Consider the following 17,203-nt stretch of genomic DNA (forward strand, 5'->3'; position numbering starts at 1 on the left):
GGAAGAGAGTCGACGTCAGCGCGTCGCATAGCCGCCGTCCACGAGCATGTCGGAACCGGTGACAAAGGATGCGTCCGACGACAGCAGGAAGGCCGCCGCCGCGGCGATCTCATCCGGCTCCGCGATCCTGCCGAGCAGATGGGCGGGGCCGAGGCCTGCATTGGCCGCCTCGAAATCCGGAAATCTGCGCAGAAGGCGCGTGGTCGCCACGGCTCCCGGCGACAGGCTGTTGACGCGGACCTTGTCGGGCGCATGGTCGACCGCCATCGCCTTGGCGAGATGGATCAGCCCGGCCTTGGCGGCGCAATAGGCGACGGCCCTGGTGGTGGCGACGCGTCCGAACTGCGAGCCGATGAACACCACCGAGCCGCCACCGCCTGCCGCGATCAACGGCACGGCGAACTTGCTCATCAGGAACGCGCCGGTCAGGCTGACGTCGAGTTCGCGTCGCCAGGCGCTCTCGTCGAGATCGACGACCGTGGCGTTCGTCGACGGCGCGGCGGCATTGTGCACCAGCCCGTCCAGGCGGCCGAAGCGCTCCTTGGCGATGTCGACGGCGCTGCTGGCGGAGAGGGCGTCGGTCACATCACAGCGGCAGCCGATCGCCGAAGCGCCAAGCCTGTCGGCAAGCGCCGTTGCCGCCCCGGCATCATAGTCGGTACAGACAACCCTGGCGCCTTCGGCAACACAGCGCTGGGCAATGGCGGCGCCAATGCCGCTTGCGGCACCCGCGATCAGGACGACATTGTCTTTCAGGCGGTTCGTCGCGGGATTGTTCGTCATCAGACCTGGTCCTCGACAGCTTGCACGATCGGCGTCGCGACCGGCCGGCGCAGAAGATTGTAACAGGCCGCAAGCGTGACCAGCACCGCTCCGCCGCCGAGCAGCAGGAACATCGCGGGCGGCCCGATATGCGCCATCAGCCCGGCGGCAACGCCCGGCGTGGCGACATTGCCAATCGAATAGAGCAGAAGCAGCGTGCCGGATGCGGCGACCATGTGCCGGCTATGGAGTTGCGATGCGCCGAACGCCATGGCCACCGGATAGATCGTCAGCGCCGTGGCGCCATAGACGAAGAACAGCACGAACAGCAGCGGCACCGAAAGAGTGCCGACCCAGGCTATTATGGCGCAGGCCGTCACCGACACCAGCCCCTGCACCAGAAGTATCAGGCGTCGATCAAGGCGGTCCGACAGCCAGCCGACCGGAGTCTGCGCGACCATGCCGGCGATGCTTATCGTGGTCACCAGCCAGACCGTCGCCGACGCCGACAATCCGATCTGCGTCCCATAGATCGGCGTCAGCACGAAGACGTTCATGTTGGTGATGCCGCCCTGGAAAATGGCGACGACCGTCACCGGCGCCAGCCTGAACAGCGCCAGCGGCCCGAGCCGCCTGTCGGCTCCGGTCGCTTGCGCCGGTTCGGCCGGCACCGAAGGCAGCGCCGGCCAGCGCAGCCCGGCGAATCTGGGCACGAACGCCAAAAACACCATCGCCGCCGCGACCGAAAACAGATGCGGCGATTGCGGGCCGACCAGCGCGACAAGGATCTGGCCGAGCAGCACCGCGATCGCCGTCGTCAGCATGTAGATCGAGAACATCGCGCCGCGATTGTGCTGCTCGGCATAGAGGTTGATCCAGCTCTCGCAGATCACGAACATCGAGGCCATCGACATGCCGCCGAGCAGCCGGAAGCAGAACCAGCTCGGCACGAAGTCGGTGAAGACGAAGCCCGCGGCCGACAGCAGCGCGGTTGTCAGGATCAGCAAGAATGTCCGCTCATGGCCGTAGCGGGCGACCAGCGGGCGCGTGATCAGGCATCCGATCAGAAAGCCGACCGGGTAGGCGGTCAGCACGATCTGCACGATTTCCGGGGCGATGCCGGGCTTGCCGAGGTAGAACGATACCGCGGTCGTCAGCATGGCGCTGCCTATGCAGGCGAGACACACGCTGGCCATGATCGGCAGCATGGCGCGGGAGCGCTCGGCGTTCCGCCACAAGCGCATCGCGGATTGAGCAATCGATCCCATGAATGCCGCTGTCGGTCGGTTACGATGCGCGCCGGCGACCGGAGACGGGCCGGACAATCGGCGCGGCCCAGATAATCGGCGCGGCATTGTCATGCATTGCGGCGGCTCCCCCCTTGGCGATGCCGCTGATCCGCGGCTGGTTGCAGAAGCTATACCCCGCCAAGCGCACCACAAACGAAGATTGACACGGCTATGACCATAATTTTTTTGGCCATCCTTGTCGCCGAAAGCCGCATCTTGCCGCTTCCCAGGCTTTACAGTCGTTTTGTCCACTCCGTACCATAGTCAACTGCCATGATCGAAAGCCGCCAAGGGAGGAAACTGCATGACCATCGAACGTCTTGAGAACGGCCAACGCTTCTGCCGGGTGCTGCGCCACAACGGCACCGTCTATGTCGCCGGCCTGACGGCGGACGACCTTTCCGGCGACACCACCGCGCAGACGACGCAAATCCTGGCCAAGATCGACGCCCTTCTGGCCAAGGCCGGCAGCGACAAGAGCAAGCTTCTCAGCGCCCAGATCTGGCTGCGCGACATCGCCGATTTCGAGATGATGAATTCGGCATGGGACGCCTGGATCGACAGGAGCGCCATGCCGGTGCGCGCGACGGTGGAGGCGCGCCTTGCCGGCGACCAGTATCGCGTTGAGATCATGGTCACGGCGGCCGTCGGCTGAGGGGCCTGTCCGCGAAGGGGGCGGCAAAACCAATGCATGAGCTGGTGATCAAAGACGGACGCGTTGCCCTCGACGACGATTGGGCCGAATGCGACATCGGCATCGACGACGGCCGCATCGCCGCTATCGGAGTTGGTCTGTCCGGCAAGTCGTTGCTGGACGCCAGCGGCCGCTGGGTCATGCCCGGCGGCATCGACGCCCACTGCCATCTCGACCAGCCGATCTGGGGCGGCGCGGGCAATGCCGACGACTTCGAGTCCGGCACCATCTCGGCGGCGTTCGGCGGCACGACCTGCATTGTCCCGTTCGGCATGCCGGGTCCGGACATGACCACGATTGGCGCCGTGGATCGCGCCCTCGACCGTGCCGCGGGACGCGCTGTAATCGACTACGGGCTGCACGCGGTCGTGACCATGGGCACGGGTTCCGATGTCGAGGAACAGCTTGCGCAGCTCGCCGGGCGCGGCATCGCCTCGGTCAAGCTGTTCATGACCTATCAGGGCTTCGCGGTCGACGACGATCTCTTCTTCAAGATACTGGACGCCGCCCGTGGCCTTGGCTGGATCGTTATGGTCCATGCCGAGAACGATGCGGCCATCCGGCGTACGCGCCAGCGCCTCATTGATCTTGACCGCACCGACATTCGTTACCACGTCGTTGCCCACAGCGAGACCATGGAGCGCGAAGCGACCCATCGCGCGCTGGCCTTCGCCGAAATGACCGGCGCGCGCATGACCATCGTCCATGTCTCCTCATGGCAGTCGGCCGAGGAGATCGCGCGGGCGCGGACGCGCGGCGTCGATGTAATCGCCGAGACCTGCCCGCAATATCTGTTCGTCGGCGCCGCCGACCTCGACCGTCCGGCGATCGACGCCGCGCGTTTCGTCTTTTCGCCGCCGCCGCGCTCGCCGCGCAGCCAGGAGCATCTGTGGCGGGAGTTGATCGATGGCGGTATCGATCTCTGGTCCTCCGACCATTCCCCCTATTTTTTCGCCGACAAGATCGGCAGGGCCGAGACGCCCGGCTTCACCACGACGCTGAGCGGCATTCCCGGCATCGAAACGCGCCTGCCGCTGCTGTTCTCGGAAGGGTTGCTCACCGGCCGACTGACGCTTGCCCGCTATCTCGATCTCACCTCGCGCAATGCCGCGTCGATCTATGGTCTTGCCGACCGCAAAGGCAGGATCGCTGTCGGCCTCGACGCGGATCTGGCGCTGTGGGACTCCACGGCGCGCTGGACGCTCGACCACGCGGCCCTGCATTCCCGCGTCGACTTCACGCCTTACGAGGGCAAAAGCGTGACCGGTAAGCCGACCACTGTCCTGGTGCGCGGCATGCCGGTTGTCGCCGACGGCTTGCTTCGGGCACAGCCGGGTTTTGGCCGCTTCGTGGCGAGGAAAGCCGCGGACCCGGCTCAATCTGGAAAACCTGTCGAGGAGACGACGCCATGGCTAGATGCCTGACGATAGCGGTCTGCCAGACCGGCCCCATCCAGCGCAGCGCCTCGCGCGCCGAGACGGTCGGCCGCCTCGTCCATCTGCTGGAGAAGGCGGCTGCCGCCGGCGCGGAGATCGCTGTCTTCCCGGAGATGGCGCTGACGACGTTCTTTCCGCGCTGGCGCATCGATGATACCGCCGAGATCGAGTCCTTTTTCGAACGGTCGATGCCCGGACCGGAAACGCAACGTCTCTACGATGCGGCTGCTCGCCTCAAGGTCGGTTTCGCACTCGGCTACTCAGAACTCGTGCAGGAGGACGGCCGCACGCGCCGTTTCAACACCATGGACCTAGTCGGTCCGGACGGCGCCTTCGTCGGCCGCTACCGCAAGATGCATGTGCCGGGCTCAGCCGAGCCGGAAGCGGGTACGACGACCCATCTGGAGCGGCGCTATTTCGAACCGGGCAATCTCGGCTTTCCGGTTTTCGACTATCGTGGCGTCCGCGTCGGCATGGCGATCTGCAACGACCGCCGCTGGCCCGAAACCTACCGGATGCTGTGCCTCAACGGCGCTGAAATGGTGCTGCTCGGCTACAACACGCCGCTGCTGCTCGACGAGGCGCCGGCGCTGGCGCATCTGCGCATGTTCCACAACCATCTGCCGATGCAGGCCGGCGCCTACCAGAACACGCTCTGGGTCGCGGCTGCCGCCAAGGCGGGGCTCGAGGACGGCCAGGCGCTGATCGGCGGCTCTTGCATCATCGCGCCGACAGGCGAGATCGCCGCACAGGCGCTTTCGCTCGACGACGAAGTCATCGTCCATCGCGCCGATCTCGACCTGATCACGACTTGTCGGAAGGTGAATTTCGACTTCGCGCTTTATCGTCGGCCTGACCAGTATCGCCGCATCGCGGAACAGGTCTGACATTGGTGGGCCTCAGTCAAGCCGGTCGAACACAAGGCATGGAGCCGCCTCCGGCCAATCCCTTGTCGTTGAGCGAGATCGTCGAGAACGGGCTGTGCATCGGCTGCGGACTTTGCCGATCGCTTGTCGGTCCCGGCGCGATCGAGATGGTCATGACACCGGAGGGGCGCGAGCGGCCAGTGGCTCGGCACGCGCTCGACATGTCGACGCTGACGCGGATCAACGCCGTCTGCCCGGGAACACGGATCGCGGGTCCGCTGGCGGCGCAGGCAAACAATGCCAAGTTGATGGACGCCGTCTGGGGTCCAGCCGAGCGACTTGTGCTCGGCCATGCCGACGATCCGGCGGTGCGGTTTCGCGGCTCGGGCGGCGGGGTGTTGACGGCGCTCGGCCAATTCCTGCTCAACTCCGGCCGCGTCAAATTCATCCTGCATGTCGCGGCATCGCGGTCGGCTCCGATGCGCAGCGAGCGGCGGTTGAGTTTCGACGCCGCCTCGGTGCTCGAAAGCGCCGGCTCGCGCTACGGGCCTGCGGCGCCCCTGGTGGATTTCAGCGAAATCCTCGACCGTGGCGAGGCCTTCGCGCTGATCGCCAAGCCTTGCGACGTCACCGCCGTGCGCAATCTGGCGCGGCTCGATCCGCGTGTTGACGAATTGATGCGCTACGCGCTGGCCTTCGTCTGCGGCGGCGCTTCCGACCTGTCGAAGTCGGAGCAGGTGCTGCAGCGCTTTGGGTTGCGCGAAGACGAGCTTGCGCTGTTCCGCTACCGCGGGCATGGCAACCCCGGCCTCAACCGGATCGAAGCGAAGGATGGCCGCGTCTTCGAGATCAGCTACCGGCAGCTGTGGGAAGACGAGGACAAGTGGATGATCCAGCCGCGCTGCAAGATTTGCCCCGACGCGATCGGTCAGGTGGCGGATATCGCCGTCTCGGACGCCTGGCTGAATGGCGGGCCGGCGGTTGAGGATGAACCGCTCAACGGCATCATCGTGCGCACCAGGCGCGGGCTGGAACTGTTCGATGCGGCCGTTGCCGCCGGCGCGCTGACGATCACTCGCGAGACCAGCTTTGCAGAGCTCGGCGAACTGCAATCGCATCAGGTGCGCAAGCGCCGCGCGGTGTGGGCGCGGCTGAAGGGCATGGCGATCGCAGGCAAGCCGGTGCCTGTGGTGACTGATCTCGCCTTGGAGGACTGTGCCCGGCAGAATGCGCTGGCCGACAATCTCGCCGAGGGCCGCGGCGCTCGCGACCGGGCCCGGCGCGGCCGCCTCGGCGAACCGCCTGCCGTATCGCGTGGCGAAGTCGGTGCAGCCATGTTGAAGGAAGGTTTTTTATGAGCGCCGCCGAGCAAACCGAGGTCATTATCGTTGGCGGCGGCATTGCCGGCGCCGGTGCCGCCTTCGAGATTTCGCGCACCAGGAAGCTGGTGCTGCTCGAACGGGAAAGCCATTGCGGCTACCACACCACCGGCCGCTCGGCGGCGAGTTTCACCGAAAACTACGGCAACAGCGTCATCCGCCGGATCGTCCTGGCAAGCCGGGCATTCCTGGCCGAGCCACCGGCCGGCTTCTGCGACTATCCGCTGCTCAGCAAGCGCGGCATGATCACGGTGGCGCGCAGCGATCAGCTCGACCTTCTGCGCCAGGAACTGGAGGCGGCGCAGGCGCTGGTTCCCTCGATCGTCGCGATGACGCCGGCCGAGGCGATCGCGCGCGTGCCGGTGCTGCGCGCAGACTATCTCGCCGGCGCCTACATCGAACCGCATTCGATGGACATCGACGTCAACGGCCTGCACCAGGGCTATCTGCGCGGCGCCCGCTCGCGCGGCGCAAAGGTTGTCACCGATGCCGGCGTCCGGGCGATAGGCCGGCAAGGCGGCCAATGGCGGGTCGAGACCCAAGCGGGAACGTTCGTCGCGCCGCGGATCGTCAATGCCGCCGGCGCCTGGGGCGACGAGATCGCGGCGATGGCAGGCGTGCGGCCGATCGGCTTGCAGCCCAAGCGCCGCACCGCCTTCAACATCCCGGCACCCGACGGCGTCAGCATCACCGACTGGCCGCTGGTCAATGATGTCGGCGCCGAATTCTACTTCAAGCCGGATGCTGGCCAGTTGCTGGTCTCGCCCGCCGACGCGACGGCCTCAGTGCCGATGGATGCCTATCCGGAGGAGATCGACGTCGCGATCGGCGCCGAGCGCCTCGGCCAGGCGACGACGATCGAGGTGCAGCGCGTGTCGTGTTCATGGGCGGGGCTCCGATCTTTCGTCGCCGACGGCTCGCCGGTGGTCGGGCCCGATGACGAGGTCCCGGATTTCGTGTGGCTGGTCGGGCAGGGCGGCTACGGCATCAAGACCTCGCCCGCCCTGTCGCGCGTCTGCGCCAGCCTGATGGCGGGTGACGGCCTTCCCGACGATGTCGCCAGGCAAGGCGTCGCGCTGGCCGATCTGACGCCGCACCGGCTGCGGAGTACGGACCTTCGGCAGGCCTCCGCCTCATGACCCGTGCCAGTCTGACGGCAGGCGGCAGGCTGGCCGGGCAGGTGCTGGACAGGCTGGCAGAAGCCACGGCCGACGCACCGGGCATAACCCGCGTCGCCTATGGTCCCGGCGAGCGGCTTGCCCACGCAATGGTTCGCGAGGAAGGCGAAAAGCTGGGCGCGGCGGCGCGCGTCGATGCCGCCGGCAATCTCTATCTGACGCTGAAGGGCCGCAACCCCGACCTGCCGCCGGTCGTCATCGGCTCGCATCTCGACAGCGTACCGCATGGCGGCAATTTCGATGGCGCCGCCGGCGTCGTCGCGGGGCTGGCGGTGATGGCTGAGTTCGTCGGCCAGAAGATGCAGCCCTCGCGTGATCTGATCCTGCTGGCGACCCGTGCCGAGGAGGCGGTTTGGTTCCCGCTGTCCTATCCCGGCAGCGAGGCGGCGCTGGGTCTGCTGCAGCCGGAGGCGCTGGAAGCGCGGCGGTCAGACAGCGGCCGGACCCTCGCCGACCACATGCAAGAGGAAGGCTTCGATCCCGACGCTGTCCGGCGCGGTGTTGCCGGCATCGACGCGGCACGCATCGCGGCCTTCGTCGAAGTCCATATCGAGCAGGGCCCGCGCCTGGCCGCCGCCGGCGTGCCGGTCGGCATTGTCACCGGGATCGCTGGCGGCTTTCGCTATGTCAACGCGAGATGCCTCGGCGCTTATGGCCATTCCGGCGCCGAGCCGCGCTTTGCCCGCCATGACAGCGTGCTGGGCTTCGCCGATCTCGTCGCAGGTCTCGAAGCGGAATGGGATGCGCTCGAGCGCGAAGGCCATGAGGCCACCATCACCTTCGGACGGGTGGAATCCGACCCCAGCCAGCATGGCGGCAGCCGCGTGCTGGGCGAACTTCGCTTCACGCTCGACGTGCGCAGCGCCGACGCCACCGTGCTGGAGCGGATCGAGGTACGGCTTCAAGCGCTCTTCGCCGAAGTCGGCGCCCGGCGCGGCGTCACCTTCGAGGCCGGACCGCGCTTCACCTGGGAACCGGCGACCATGTCGCCGGCACTCATCGCTGGGCTCGACCGCGCTGCCCAGGACATCCAGATGCGCGTGCCGCATGTGCCAAGCGGCGCGGGGCACGACGCGGCCACCTTTGCCGGCGCCGGCGTTCCGACCGCCATGCTTTTCGTGCGCAACGAGAACGGCAGCCACAACCCGCATGAAGCGATGGACATCGCCGATCTCGACCAGGCGATCCGTCTGCTTTTCCGTTTCGTCACCGACTTCGGCAACTTGGATCAGCCATGAACCTCGCCGCGACCGCCTTGCTCGTCATCGACCTGCAGAACGAATACCGCCCCGGTGCAGCCTGGCCGGTCGTCGGCTATGACGCCGTGCTCGACAATGCCGCCCGCCTGATCGCCGCCGCGCGCGCGGCCGGCGTGCCGGTCATCCACGCTCAAGCCTGGGTGAAGCCGGAGGAACGCAGCGGCTATGCCAGGCAGGAAGAAATCCTGACCGAGGAATTTCGTTCGGCCGTCGCCGGCAGCAATGGCGCCGATATCTGCGCCGAGGTGGCGGCGTTGCCGGACGACATCGTCATCCACAAGCACTGGCCAAGCGTCTTCCGCAGGACCGATCTCACTCAACGCCTCGCCGAACTCAAGGTCGAAAACCTGATGGTCGCCGGCGTTTTGACCGACAGCTGCGTGACCGAGAGTGTGTTCGATGCGGTCTATCAGGGTTTTCGGGTCTGGCTGGTCAAGGATGCCTGCGGCAGCATGACCGAGGCGATGCACCGCACCGGCATGCTCGACATCGCCAATCGTCTTTACGGCGGCGGCATCCTGCGTATGCCCGAGGCGCTGAAGGCGCTGGGCGGCCGGACCTTCGGCGGCTGGCGTTGCACCAGGCCGGTGGAATTCGCCTACACGCTGGAAACAGTCGATCGGCTTTACGAAGCGCTGTGATGGGTTCCACAGCTGCATCCGCCTTTGACGACTTTCGTTGAGGCGGAGGGCTTGAGGACCGCGCCCGGCAGCGCGCCAGTCGCCTTGCCGTCGCGCCATACGGATACGCCGTTGACGAAGACATGCTCGATGCCGGTGGCGGCTTGGCGCGGCTCCTCGAAGGTTGCACGGTCGATGACCGTTTCCGGGTCGAAGATCGTCAGATCGGCGAAATTGCCCACCGCCAGCATACCGCGTCGGTCGATTCCGAATTCGCAAGCGGGCAAACCAGTCATGCGATGCACGGCCTCCTCCAGGCTGAACAGGCCGACATCGCGGGCATAATGGCCGAGCACGCGCGGAAACGTGCCCCACAGGCGCGGATGCGGGTGGATGTCATGCGGCAGGCCGTCCGAGCCGATCATGGTGCGCGGATGCGCGATGATGGTGCGCACGTCGGTCTCGTCGAGCTGGAAATAGACGGCGCCCGCCGGCAGCAACCGCTGGCCGGCCTCGCGTTCCGTGCACTTCCATTCCCGCGCGATGTCGGCAATTTCGCGCCTGGCCATCTCGGGATGCGGGTCGGACCAGGTGATGAGGATCTTCAGCCCGGTGTCGCAGCGCTCCAGCCTGAGCACGGTCGAGCTCGCTGCATAGGGATAGACATCCATGCCGATGTCCATCGTCTCCCGCGCGCGGTCGATGCGCTGTAGCGAGGGCCGGCTCTTGCCGAAATTGGCGCGGCCTGTGCATTGGTGGTGCGAGATGACCAGCTTGCCGCCGGCATGGTCGGCGATGTCGATGGCTTCCTCGATCGCCTCGTCCATGGTCTCGAAATAGTTGCGCGTATGCGTCACATAAGGCCCGCCGAGGCTTGCCGCCGTCGCGGCCAGCGCCTTGACCTCTTCGGTCGAGGAGTTGACCGCCGGCGGATAGTCGAGGCCGGTGCTGAGCCCGAAGGCACCCTCGTTCATCGCCTGTGCCACGGCTTCCTGCATCAGCGCCGTCTCCGCGTCATTGGCGGGACGGTCCGTGACGGGCATGACGCGCTGGCGCAAGGTCGTGTGGCCGACGAGCAAGGCCGCATTGGTGGCGATGCCGCGCTGTCGAAGCTCGGCGACGTAGTCGGCAAAACGGTCGAAGCGGAAATTCTCCTGTCCGCCGACCAGAGTGAACGGCGGCGGCGGCGCACGGTCCAGGAGCAGCGGGGCAAGGCTTATCCCGCAATTGCCAGCGATCACCGTCGTCACGCCCTGGCTGATCTTCGGGTCCATGCCGTGCGGCGCCAGCAACGCGCCGTCATCATGGGTGTGCACGTCGATGAAGCCCGGCGCGACGATCTTGCCCGCGGCGTCGATCTCCCGCGCACCGCGCGCGTCGCCCAGTTCGCCGATAGCGGCGATCCTGTCGGCGGCAATGGCAATGTCGGCCACAAAACGTCCTGAACCATCGCCTGAAATCAACGTCGCGTGGCGGATGACGAGATCGTATGGCATCAGGGCTTTTTTCCTCTTTGTCAGCCTTCCGGATTGGCGGTGATCTCCTCGCGGCGGCGCGCGACATAGGCGTCGAGCTCCTCGCGGATCGCGGCGTCCATGACCGGCTCCTCGTAGTCATGCAGCGCTTGCTGCCAGAGTTCCGTCGCCCGTTCGAGCGCGTCCTTGCCGCCCGCTTCCTGCCAGGCGCCATGGTTCTGCCAGTTGGACAGCATCGGCTGGTAGAAGGCGGTCGTGTAGCGCGACATGGTGTGCTCGGCGCCGAAGAAATGGCCGCCGGCCGGCACGGATTTGATCGCCTCGAAGCCGAGATCGTCCTCCTGGAACGGCAACGGCCGCAGGAACTCCATCATGTTCTGCAGGATCTCGACATCGAGGACGAGCTTTTCATAGGACGCCGTCAGCCCGCCCTCCAGCCAGCCCGCCGCGTGGTAGATCAGGTTCGCGCCGCCGAGCACCGCGCCCCATGTCGCCATCTCGGTCTCATAGGCGGCCTGCAAATCGACCACGTTCGAGGCATTCGCATTGGAGGTGCGGTAGGGCAAATTGTAGCGCCGCGCCAACTGGCCGGCGATGATGTTGGCCTTGGCGTTCTCCGGCGTGCCGAAGGCTGGCGCGCCCGACTTCATATCGACATTGGAGGTGAAGGCACCGTACATCACCGGCGTGCCCGGATTGACGAGCTGTGTCAGCACCACGCCGAACAGCGCTTCGGCATTCTGCTGGCAAAGTGCTGCCGCTAAGGTCACCGGCGTCATCGCGCCCATCAGGGTGAAGGGCGTGACGGTCACCGGCTGTCCGTGCTCGGCCATCGCGATCAGGCCCTCCGCCATGGCGTCGTCGAACAGGCGCGGCGAGTTGATCGATATGATCGTCGTCACCCCCGGCGACGCCCGCATCTCCTGGACGCTGATGCCGCGCGCGATCGCCATCATGTTGATGCCGTCCATGGCCCTGGCGCGGCCGATCGCCGTGCAGTGGAAGGAGAGGTCGCTGAGCGTCAAATTGGCATGGTAGGTGTCGAGATGGCGCGAATTGGCCGGCAGTTCCATCGGCGCCACCACCTGGTTGCCGATGATGTGGATGGCGTTGAAGTGGTGCGCCAGCCGGATGAAGTTCTGATAGTCGGGCAAATTGCCCTGGCGGCGGCCGTTGATGCGGTCATGGACATTGGGCGGACCGGCGACCAGCCCGAACACCAGTGAACTGCCGCCGAGATGCACCTGCTTTGCCGGGTTGCGGCTGGTCAGCGTGAAGGATGATGGAACCGCCCGCAGCGCCTCGGTCACCAGGCTCTCGTCGATCCTGATGGTCGTGTCCTCGCGGTCGACGATGGCGCCGGCTGCGGCGAACAGGTCCATCACCCGCTCGCTCATGACACGGATGCCGAGTTCCGACAGGATGCGCATCGAGGTGTCGTGCAGCCGCTCCAGCCGCTCCTCGTCGAGGAGCTGCATCGGTGGATAGGGGTTCTCCACATGTTGCCAAGGCAGTTGCGCGATGCCGCTGCCGCCGCGTTCCAGCCGCGACCTGCGGCCCCCGCCGCGCCTGTCCTGTGTCATAGGCTGCCTTCCCTCTCGGCTCAGTAGCCGCGTTCCGGGTTCACGACGTTCTCCAGCGGCACGCCGCTGCGGTAGCGCGCCAGATTGTCGGCGAACATGCGCACCGACTTGACGTCCCAACCGTCATAGACCGCCGCGCAATGCGGGGTGACGGCGACATTGTCGTAGCCCCACAAAGGATGGTCGGCGGGCAGCGGCTCGGTCGCAAAGACGTCCAGCGCGGCGCCCTTGATCCGCTTGCCGTCAAGGACTTCGAGCAGCGCGGCCTCGTCGACCACGCCGCCGCGCGAGATATCGATGAGCACGGCGGAGGGTTTCATCGCGGCGAAGGCCGCCTTGCCGAGCAGGCCGCGCGTGCTGGGCAGAAGCGGCACGCAGCAGACAATGAAATCGGCGCGCCCAAGCAATGCAAGCAATGCGTCCGGCCCATGTACCTCGTCGAGACAATCCATGGGTTTTGGACGCGCGCGAATGCCCAGCGTGCGCATGCCCATCGCCTGTGCGCGGCCCGCGACGGCCGTGCCCGTCTTGCCAAGGCCGATGATGAGAACCGTCTTGCCTTCGATCGGCTCGACGCGGCCTCCGCCGCCCCAGAGATGCGCCTGCTGACGTCGTTCGAAGCCGCGCAGGTCGAGCGAGAAGGACAGCATGGCGCCGAGCGCATATTCCGCCAGCATGCCGGCGGCGACGCCGGCGGAATTGGTGACGGTCAGCCGTTTCGGATCCCAGGACCCGAGGTGATCCGTGCCGGAGCCGCCGATCGATACCCATTTCACGGTCGGGCTTTCGGTAAGGGCCTGGCGCGGATATCGCGGCGTGCCGTCGAAGCGGATGGAATAGACAACTTCCGCCGCCACGCGTTCGATCATCTCGGGAAGCGCCCCGTAGCTGTCGCAGGCATGGACCGCGAGATCCGGGTGCGTCTCCTTGAGCACGGCAAGTGCTGCTTCCGGGCGGTCGGTGTGCAGGATGACGGACGGGCGAGGGGACATGATGCCGGGTCTCAGCTCCGGCCGATATGGTTGGCCGAAGGACCGAGCGCGGCGAGCAGTTTCTCGCCGCTTTCCAGCGTCGCATTCTCATGCGGCGCGCGCAGGTTCAGCCAGCGCCTGTCGCCGGACCGAACGGCAAGCACTGCCTTCATCGCCGGGATCAATCCGGCATCCTGGATCACCTTTCGGAACGCCTTGATCGCCGCATCCGCCTCGGCAGAATCCTTGCCGGCGCGCGCCGCATCGTAGACCGCCCGGATCGCCGCCGCATTGAGGTTGACCGTCGCCGAGATGCAGCCGGCCGCACCGCTGGCCAGTCCCTTGGTCAGCTGCGCTTCCGAACTCGGGAACACCGCGACCTCGGGTGCCGCGGCGATCACCGCCGCCGTGTTGTTCCAGTCGCCGGCGCTGTCCTTGTAGGCCACGACGGTGTCGGGAAACGCCTCGCTCAGCCGGGCGGTCAAAGCGGGGCTTACCGGCACGCCCGAATTCTGCGGGATGTGGTAGAGGATCATCCGCATCGCCGGGTTCGCCACCTTCTCGATCAGTTCGCTGTAATAGCGGGCCTGGCCGCTGTCGCCGGCGGCGATGTAGAAGAACGACGGCAGCACCATCACCCCGGCGCAGCCGAGCCCGACCGCATGCGCCGACAGCTCGACCGTTTCGGGCAGCGCCGTGACACCGGTGCCGGGCATCAGCCGGGTGGGCGAAATGCCGGCCTCTACCAGCCATTCCAGCGCCTGCATGCGTTCGCGCGACGCAACCGAGAGCGCCTCGCCCGTGGTACCGAACGGCGACAGGAAATGCGCGCCCTGGTCCAGCACCCATTTGGCGTGGGACACCCAGAGGTCGCGCGCGATGCTGCCGTCGTCTTCGAACGGCGTCAGGATCGGTGCGATGGTTCCTTGCAGGCGGGTCATTGATATCCTCTATGCGTGATGGTGTTCGGTGCGGTGTCTGACCACCGCCGCTGCCGCCCGGGCACTACCACGCCGGCCGCTGATGCATCTTGGTGATCACCGGAGGATCGTAGAGCAATACCGAGAGGTCGGAGAAGCGGCTGTCCGGGTCGCTGAGCGACAGCACCGCGTCGCGGATCGCGCCGGCGCGGCCCTGTCCGAGCACAGGTGCCGCGAATTCCATGTATTTGGCCTCGATTTCCGCATCCGTCAGCGGCGCTTCCGGTCCGCCGCGTGCATGGACGTCGCCAGACATCAGAACCCGCCCGTCGGTCGTGGTGATGACGACATCGGCCCAGCGGCCTGCCGGGAAGCGCGCACTGTGGCGTTCCGATTCCGAGACCGTGATGCGGCTTAGCATGTCCGCCACGGCAGCATTCTCGAGCCCGCCGCCGGAAATGTGCTCCAGCCCGATGCGGCCATGCATGATGAACGTCGCGACGGCGAAGCGCAGGCTGTACTGCGCCTTCGACGTCGTGTCCGGCATGCCGTCGAACAGCGTTGCCGCATAGTGGAAGCTATTGACCTGAATGTGCTTGATGTCGGCCGGCGACAGATGGTGCGCATGGGTGAGCCCACGCGTCGCGTCGATGGCCGCATGCGCCCAGCGGCAGATCGGGTAAGGCTTCACATACTGGTGCAGCACCTGCCAGAAGGCGCCGAGATCCTGCCAGTGCGCCGCGACCTCGGGCGCCTCGACCGTGATCGCCGGCGCGCCGGTAAAGCCGCGCTCGGCCAGCACGGCGGCCGACAGCCCGGTCAAGGCGCCGACGCCGGAGCCGTCATGCAGCATCGTCGGGGTGGCGATCTCGCGCATCATCTGGCTGCGCGGGCCGTGGTATTCGGCAATGCCGAGCGCCTGGCGGAGCTGCTCGTCGCTCAGCCGCCGCAGGCGCGCGGCCACGGCGGCCACACCGAGCGCGTTCCATGCGCCTGAGGTGTGGTAGTCCGAAACGGTCGCATGCAAGGCGATGCCGGCCCGGCCGGCGACTTCGTAGCCGACGATCAGGGCCGCCAGCGCCTCCGGTCCGCTAAGGTCGGGACGGGACTCCGCAAGCGCTGCCAGCGCCGGCACCACCACCACGCCGATATGACCCTTGGTCGGGCTGTATCCGTCATGACCGTCGAGATTGTCGATCTGCGTCGCTGCCGCATAGGCCGCGCCCGCGATGCTGACGCGGCGGCCGTCAAAAAGCATGCGCGCCGAATGCTGTGGGTCGCTCGAGCCGTAGAGCAGGGTGGCCGCATCGCGGGCGATCCTGCCCGCTTCCATCGGGCCAGCCGCAATCGCAATTCCGATCGTGTCCAGCAGCAGGTAGCGCGCCTGTTCCAGCACCGCTGTCGGGAAAACCGAAGCTGGCCGCCGCAACACGAAGTCGGCCAGGCGAACGGCAATTTCGGCACTCGCGTCAGGCCCTTCGCGCCGATGGGGCGACACTGCCACTGGCTCCACTCCCTCTGTCGTCACGACATCATTAATTTGGGTCCATCGTGCTTTCACGCAATTAGTTTGGCGGCTTTGGCCAAAAATATCTACGTCTCGTCGCCTGCGCGCGATTGAACGGCGGCCCGTCCGTGGGATACCTATCCCCCGTGGGATACCTATCCCCGTGGGATACCTCCCACGTCGGATACCTCCCACGTACATCGCAGGAGTTTGAGATGAAGCCGCCGCCCCCCTTGAACTATATCCGCTCCTTCGAGAGTTCGGCCCGTCATCTCAGCTTCACCCTGGCTGCCAAGGAACTTGGCTACACGCAGGCCGCTGTCAGCACGCATGTCCGTTCGCTCGAGCATTATATCGGCCGGCAGCTGTTCATACGCTACCCGCGCAGCCTCAAGCTGACCGAGATGGGCGAGGCGTTCCTGCCGACGCTGCGCCAGGCGCTGGATCAGATCGACCAGGCGACGGAGGCGATCGTGACCTCGTCGCGCAACCGCACCGTGGTCGTGTCCTGCCCGATGAGCCTGGCGGAGAACTGGCTGGCCGGCTGCATGGCCGCCTTTCGCAAGAAGCATCCCGAAATCGAGATCGTGCTGCACGGCACGATCTGGGAGGATCTCAGCGAACAGATCGCCGACATAACCATTTCCACGCGGCGTTTCGACGATCGTCCGCCGGCGGGCATCCCGCTCTGGAACGACGATCTGGTTCTGCTCTGCGCGCCGGCACTGCTGGATGGCGAGCACGCGCTGAAGGCGCCGCAGGACATCCTCAAGGTGGACTGGATCTTCGTGCACGGCCGCCAGGAATACTGGCAGGTCGTCACGTCAGCGCTTGGCGTCGACATGGAGGATTACGACAAGGGCCTGACCACGAACGCCTCCAACATCGCGCTCGAACTGGCCGCCATGGGGGCAGGGCTCGTCGCCACCCAGCGCTCGCTTGCCCATGCCTATCTGCGGCGCGGGCTGCTCGTCGAACCGTTCCCGATCCGGCCGCCGAGCCCGTGGAATTATTACCTCACCGAGAACCTGCTTTCGAAGGGAACCATCGCGCGCACGGTGCGGGAATGGATCCTTTCGCGCGCCCAGGAGGACAGTGCCTGAAGGCATCGATTGCTGTGGATCGCTTCCGCACGAAAAATTCTGAGACGTCAATGGCATTGTTTTATTAGGCCTCAATAGCCGGTTTTCTGCGGTTTGCTCGGGGTCGAGCCCTTCCGGGATTTTTGCATCGCCTCTAACATCCTCCACGCAATGGGGAATGT

At 66.2% G+C, this 17,203-nt stretch carries 15 protein-coding genes; 8 read left to right on the forward strand and 7 right to left on the reverse strand.

All coding sequences use genetic code 11. From position 1 onward, the window contains the following. Nucleotides 1-15: 15 nt before the first annotated feature. The gene (locus tag ACSQ3Z_RS11025; RefSeq protein WP_436171297.1) at nucleotides 16-783 is read right to left on the reverse strand and encodes an SDR family NAD(P)-dependent oxidoreductase; all 768 of its coding nucleotides are present in this window, start codon (nucleotides 781-783) and stop codon (nucleotides 16-18) included. Next, nucleotides 783-1,922: an MFS transporter gene (locus ACSQ3Z_RS11030; protein WP_436171298.1), complete on the reverse strand. Its 1,140-nt coding sequence runs from the start codon at nucleotides 1,920-1,922 to the stop codon at nucleotides 783-785. The genes ACSQ3Z_RS11025 and ACSQ3Z_RS11030 overlap by 1 nt, the downstream gene beginning before the upstream one ends. A 433-nt stretch (nucleotides 1,923-2,355) precedes the next feature. Here ACSQ3Z_RS11030 and ACSQ3Z_RS11035 point away from each other — a divergent pair, with 433 nt between their 5' ends. From ACSQ3Z_RS11035 to ACSQ3Z_RS11065, 7 genes are read left to right on the forward strand one after another with little or no spacing between them, the layout of a single operon-like run. Then, nucleotides 2,356-2,706, forward strand: a complete 351-nt coding sequence (locus tag ACSQ3Z_RS11035; RefSeq protein ID WP_436171299.1) for a RidA family protein — start codon at nucleotides 2,356-2,358, stop codon at nucleotides 2,704-2,706. A 32-nt stretch (nucleotides 2,707-2,738) separates the two neighbouring features. Then, on the forward strand, nucleotides 2,739-4,169 hold the full coding sequence (gene hydA / locus ACSQ3Z_RS11040) for a dihydropyrimidinase (protein ID WP_436171300.1): 1,431 nt from the start codon (nucleotides 2,739-2,741) through the stop codon (nucleotides 4,167-4,169). Then, nucleotides 4,154-5,068 (forward strand): nitrilase-related carbon-nitrogen hydrolase, encoded by a 915-nt coding sequence (locus tag ACSQ3Z_RS11045; protein ID WP_436171301.1) that lies wholly within the window; start codon nucleotides 4,154-4,156, stop codon nucleotides 5,066-5,068. Before hydA ends, ACSQ3Z_RS11045 begins: the two co-directional genes overlap by 16 nt. Before the next feature lie 38 nt (nucleotides 5,069-5,106). Beyond that, nucleotides 5,107-6,405 carry a Coenzyme F420 hydrogenase/dehydrogenase, beta subunit C-terminal domain gene (locus ACSQ3Z_RS11050; protein WP_436171302.1) on the forward strand — a complete coding sequence of 433 codons (1,299 nt, stop codon included), beginning with the start codon at nucleotides 5,107-5,109 and terminating at the stop codon, nucleotides 6,403-6,405. Beyond that, nucleotides 6,402-7,565, forward strand: coding sequence for an NAD(P)/FAD-dependent oxidoreductase (locus tag ACSQ3Z_RS11055; RefSeq protein ID WP_436171303.1), 1,164 nt, complete (start codon nucleotides 6,402-6,404; stop codon nucleotides 7,563-7,565). The genes ACSQ3Z_RS11050 and ACSQ3Z_RS11055 overlap by 4 nt, the downstream gene beginning before the upstream one ends. Continuing rightward, nucleotides 7,562-8,842 carry a Zn-dependent hydrolase gene (locus ACSQ3Z_RS11060; protein WP_436171304.1) on the forward strand — a complete coding sequence of 427 codons (1,281 nt, stop codon included), beginning with the start codon at nucleotides 7,562-7,564 and terminating at the stop codon, nucleotides 8,840-8,842. Before ACSQ3Z_RS11055 ends, ACSQ3Z_RS11060 begins: the two co-directional genes overlap by 4 nt. Continuing rightward, nucleotides 8,839-9,504: a cysteine hydrolase family protein gene (locus ACSQ3Z_RS11065; protein WP_436171305.1), complete on the forward strand. Its 666-nt coding sequence runs from the start codon at nucleotides 8,839-8,841 to the stop codon at nucleotides 9,502-9,504. Before ACSQ3Z_RS11060 ends, ACSQ3Z_RS11065 begins: the two co-directional genes overlap by 4 nt. Here the strand turns inward: ACSQ3Z_RS11065 and ACSQ3Z_RS11070 are convergent. The 5 genes from ACSQ3Z_RS11070 to ACSQ3Z_RS11090 all read right to left on the reverse strand — a co-directional run bounded on the left by ACSQ3Z_RS11070 (nucleotide 9,489) and on the right by ACSQ3Z_RS11090 (nucleotide 15,936). Continuing rightward, nucleotides 9,489-10,979 carry an N-acyl-D-amino-acid deacylase family protein gene (locus ACSQ3Z_RS11070; RefSeq protein WP_436171306.1) on the reverse strand — a complete coding sequence of 497 codons (1,491 nt, stop codon included), beginning with the start codon at nucleotides 10,977-10,979 and terminating at the stop codon, nucleotides 9,489-9,491. The genes ACSQ3Z_RS11065 and ACSQ3Z_RS11070 overlap by 16 nt on opposite strands. 20 nt (nucleotides 10,980-10,999) lie before the next feature. Further along, complete coding sequence (locus ACSQ3Z_RS11075; RefSeq protein ID WP_436171307.1) at nucleotides 11,000-12,541, reverse strand: trimethylamine methyltransferase family protein; 1,542 nt, start codon at nucleotides 12,539-12,541, stop codon at nucleotides 11,000-11,002. A gap of 20 nt (nucleotides 12,542-12,561) precedes the next feature. Further along, nucleotides 12,562-13,533, reverse strand: a complete 972-nt coding sequence (locus ACSQ3Z_RS11080; protein WP_436171308.1) for a D-2-hydroxyacid dehydrogenase — start codon at nucleotides 13,531-13,533, stop codon at nucleotides 12,562-12,564. Between the two features lie 11 nt (nucleotides 13,534-13,544). After that, a complete protein-coding gene (locus tag ACSQ3Z_RS11085; RefSeq protein WP_436171309.1) occupies nucleotides 13,545-14,453 on the reverse strand; it encodes a dihydrodipicolinate synthase family protein in 909 nt (302 codons plus the stop codon). 64 nt (nucleotides 14,454-14,517) lie between these two features. Beyond that, nucleotides 14,518-15,936: an MmgE/PrpD family protein gene (locus ACSQ3Z_RS11090; RefSeq protein ID WP_436171310.1), complete on the reverse strand. Its 1,419-nt coding sequence runs from the start codon at nucleotides 15,934-15,936 to the stop codon at nucleotides 14,518-14,520. Between the two features lie 218 nt (nucleotides 15,937-16,154). Between ACSQ3Z_RS11090 and ACSQ3Z_RS11095 the strand changes: the two genes are divergently transcribed. Continuing rightward, nucleotides 16,155-17,042, forward strand: a complete 888-nt coding sequence (locus ACSQ3Z_RS11095) for a LysR substrate-binding domain-containing protein (protein WP_436171311.1) — start codon at nucleotides 16,155-16,157, stop codon at nucleotides 17,040-17,042. Nucleotides 17,043-17,203 lie beyond the last annotated feature (161 nt).

Origin of the sequence: Mesorhizobium sp. LjNodule214, from assembly GCF_964252735.1 — a bacterium.
GTDB lineage: Bacteria > Pseudomonadota > Alphaproteobacteria > Rhizobiales > Rhizobiaceae > Mesorhizobium.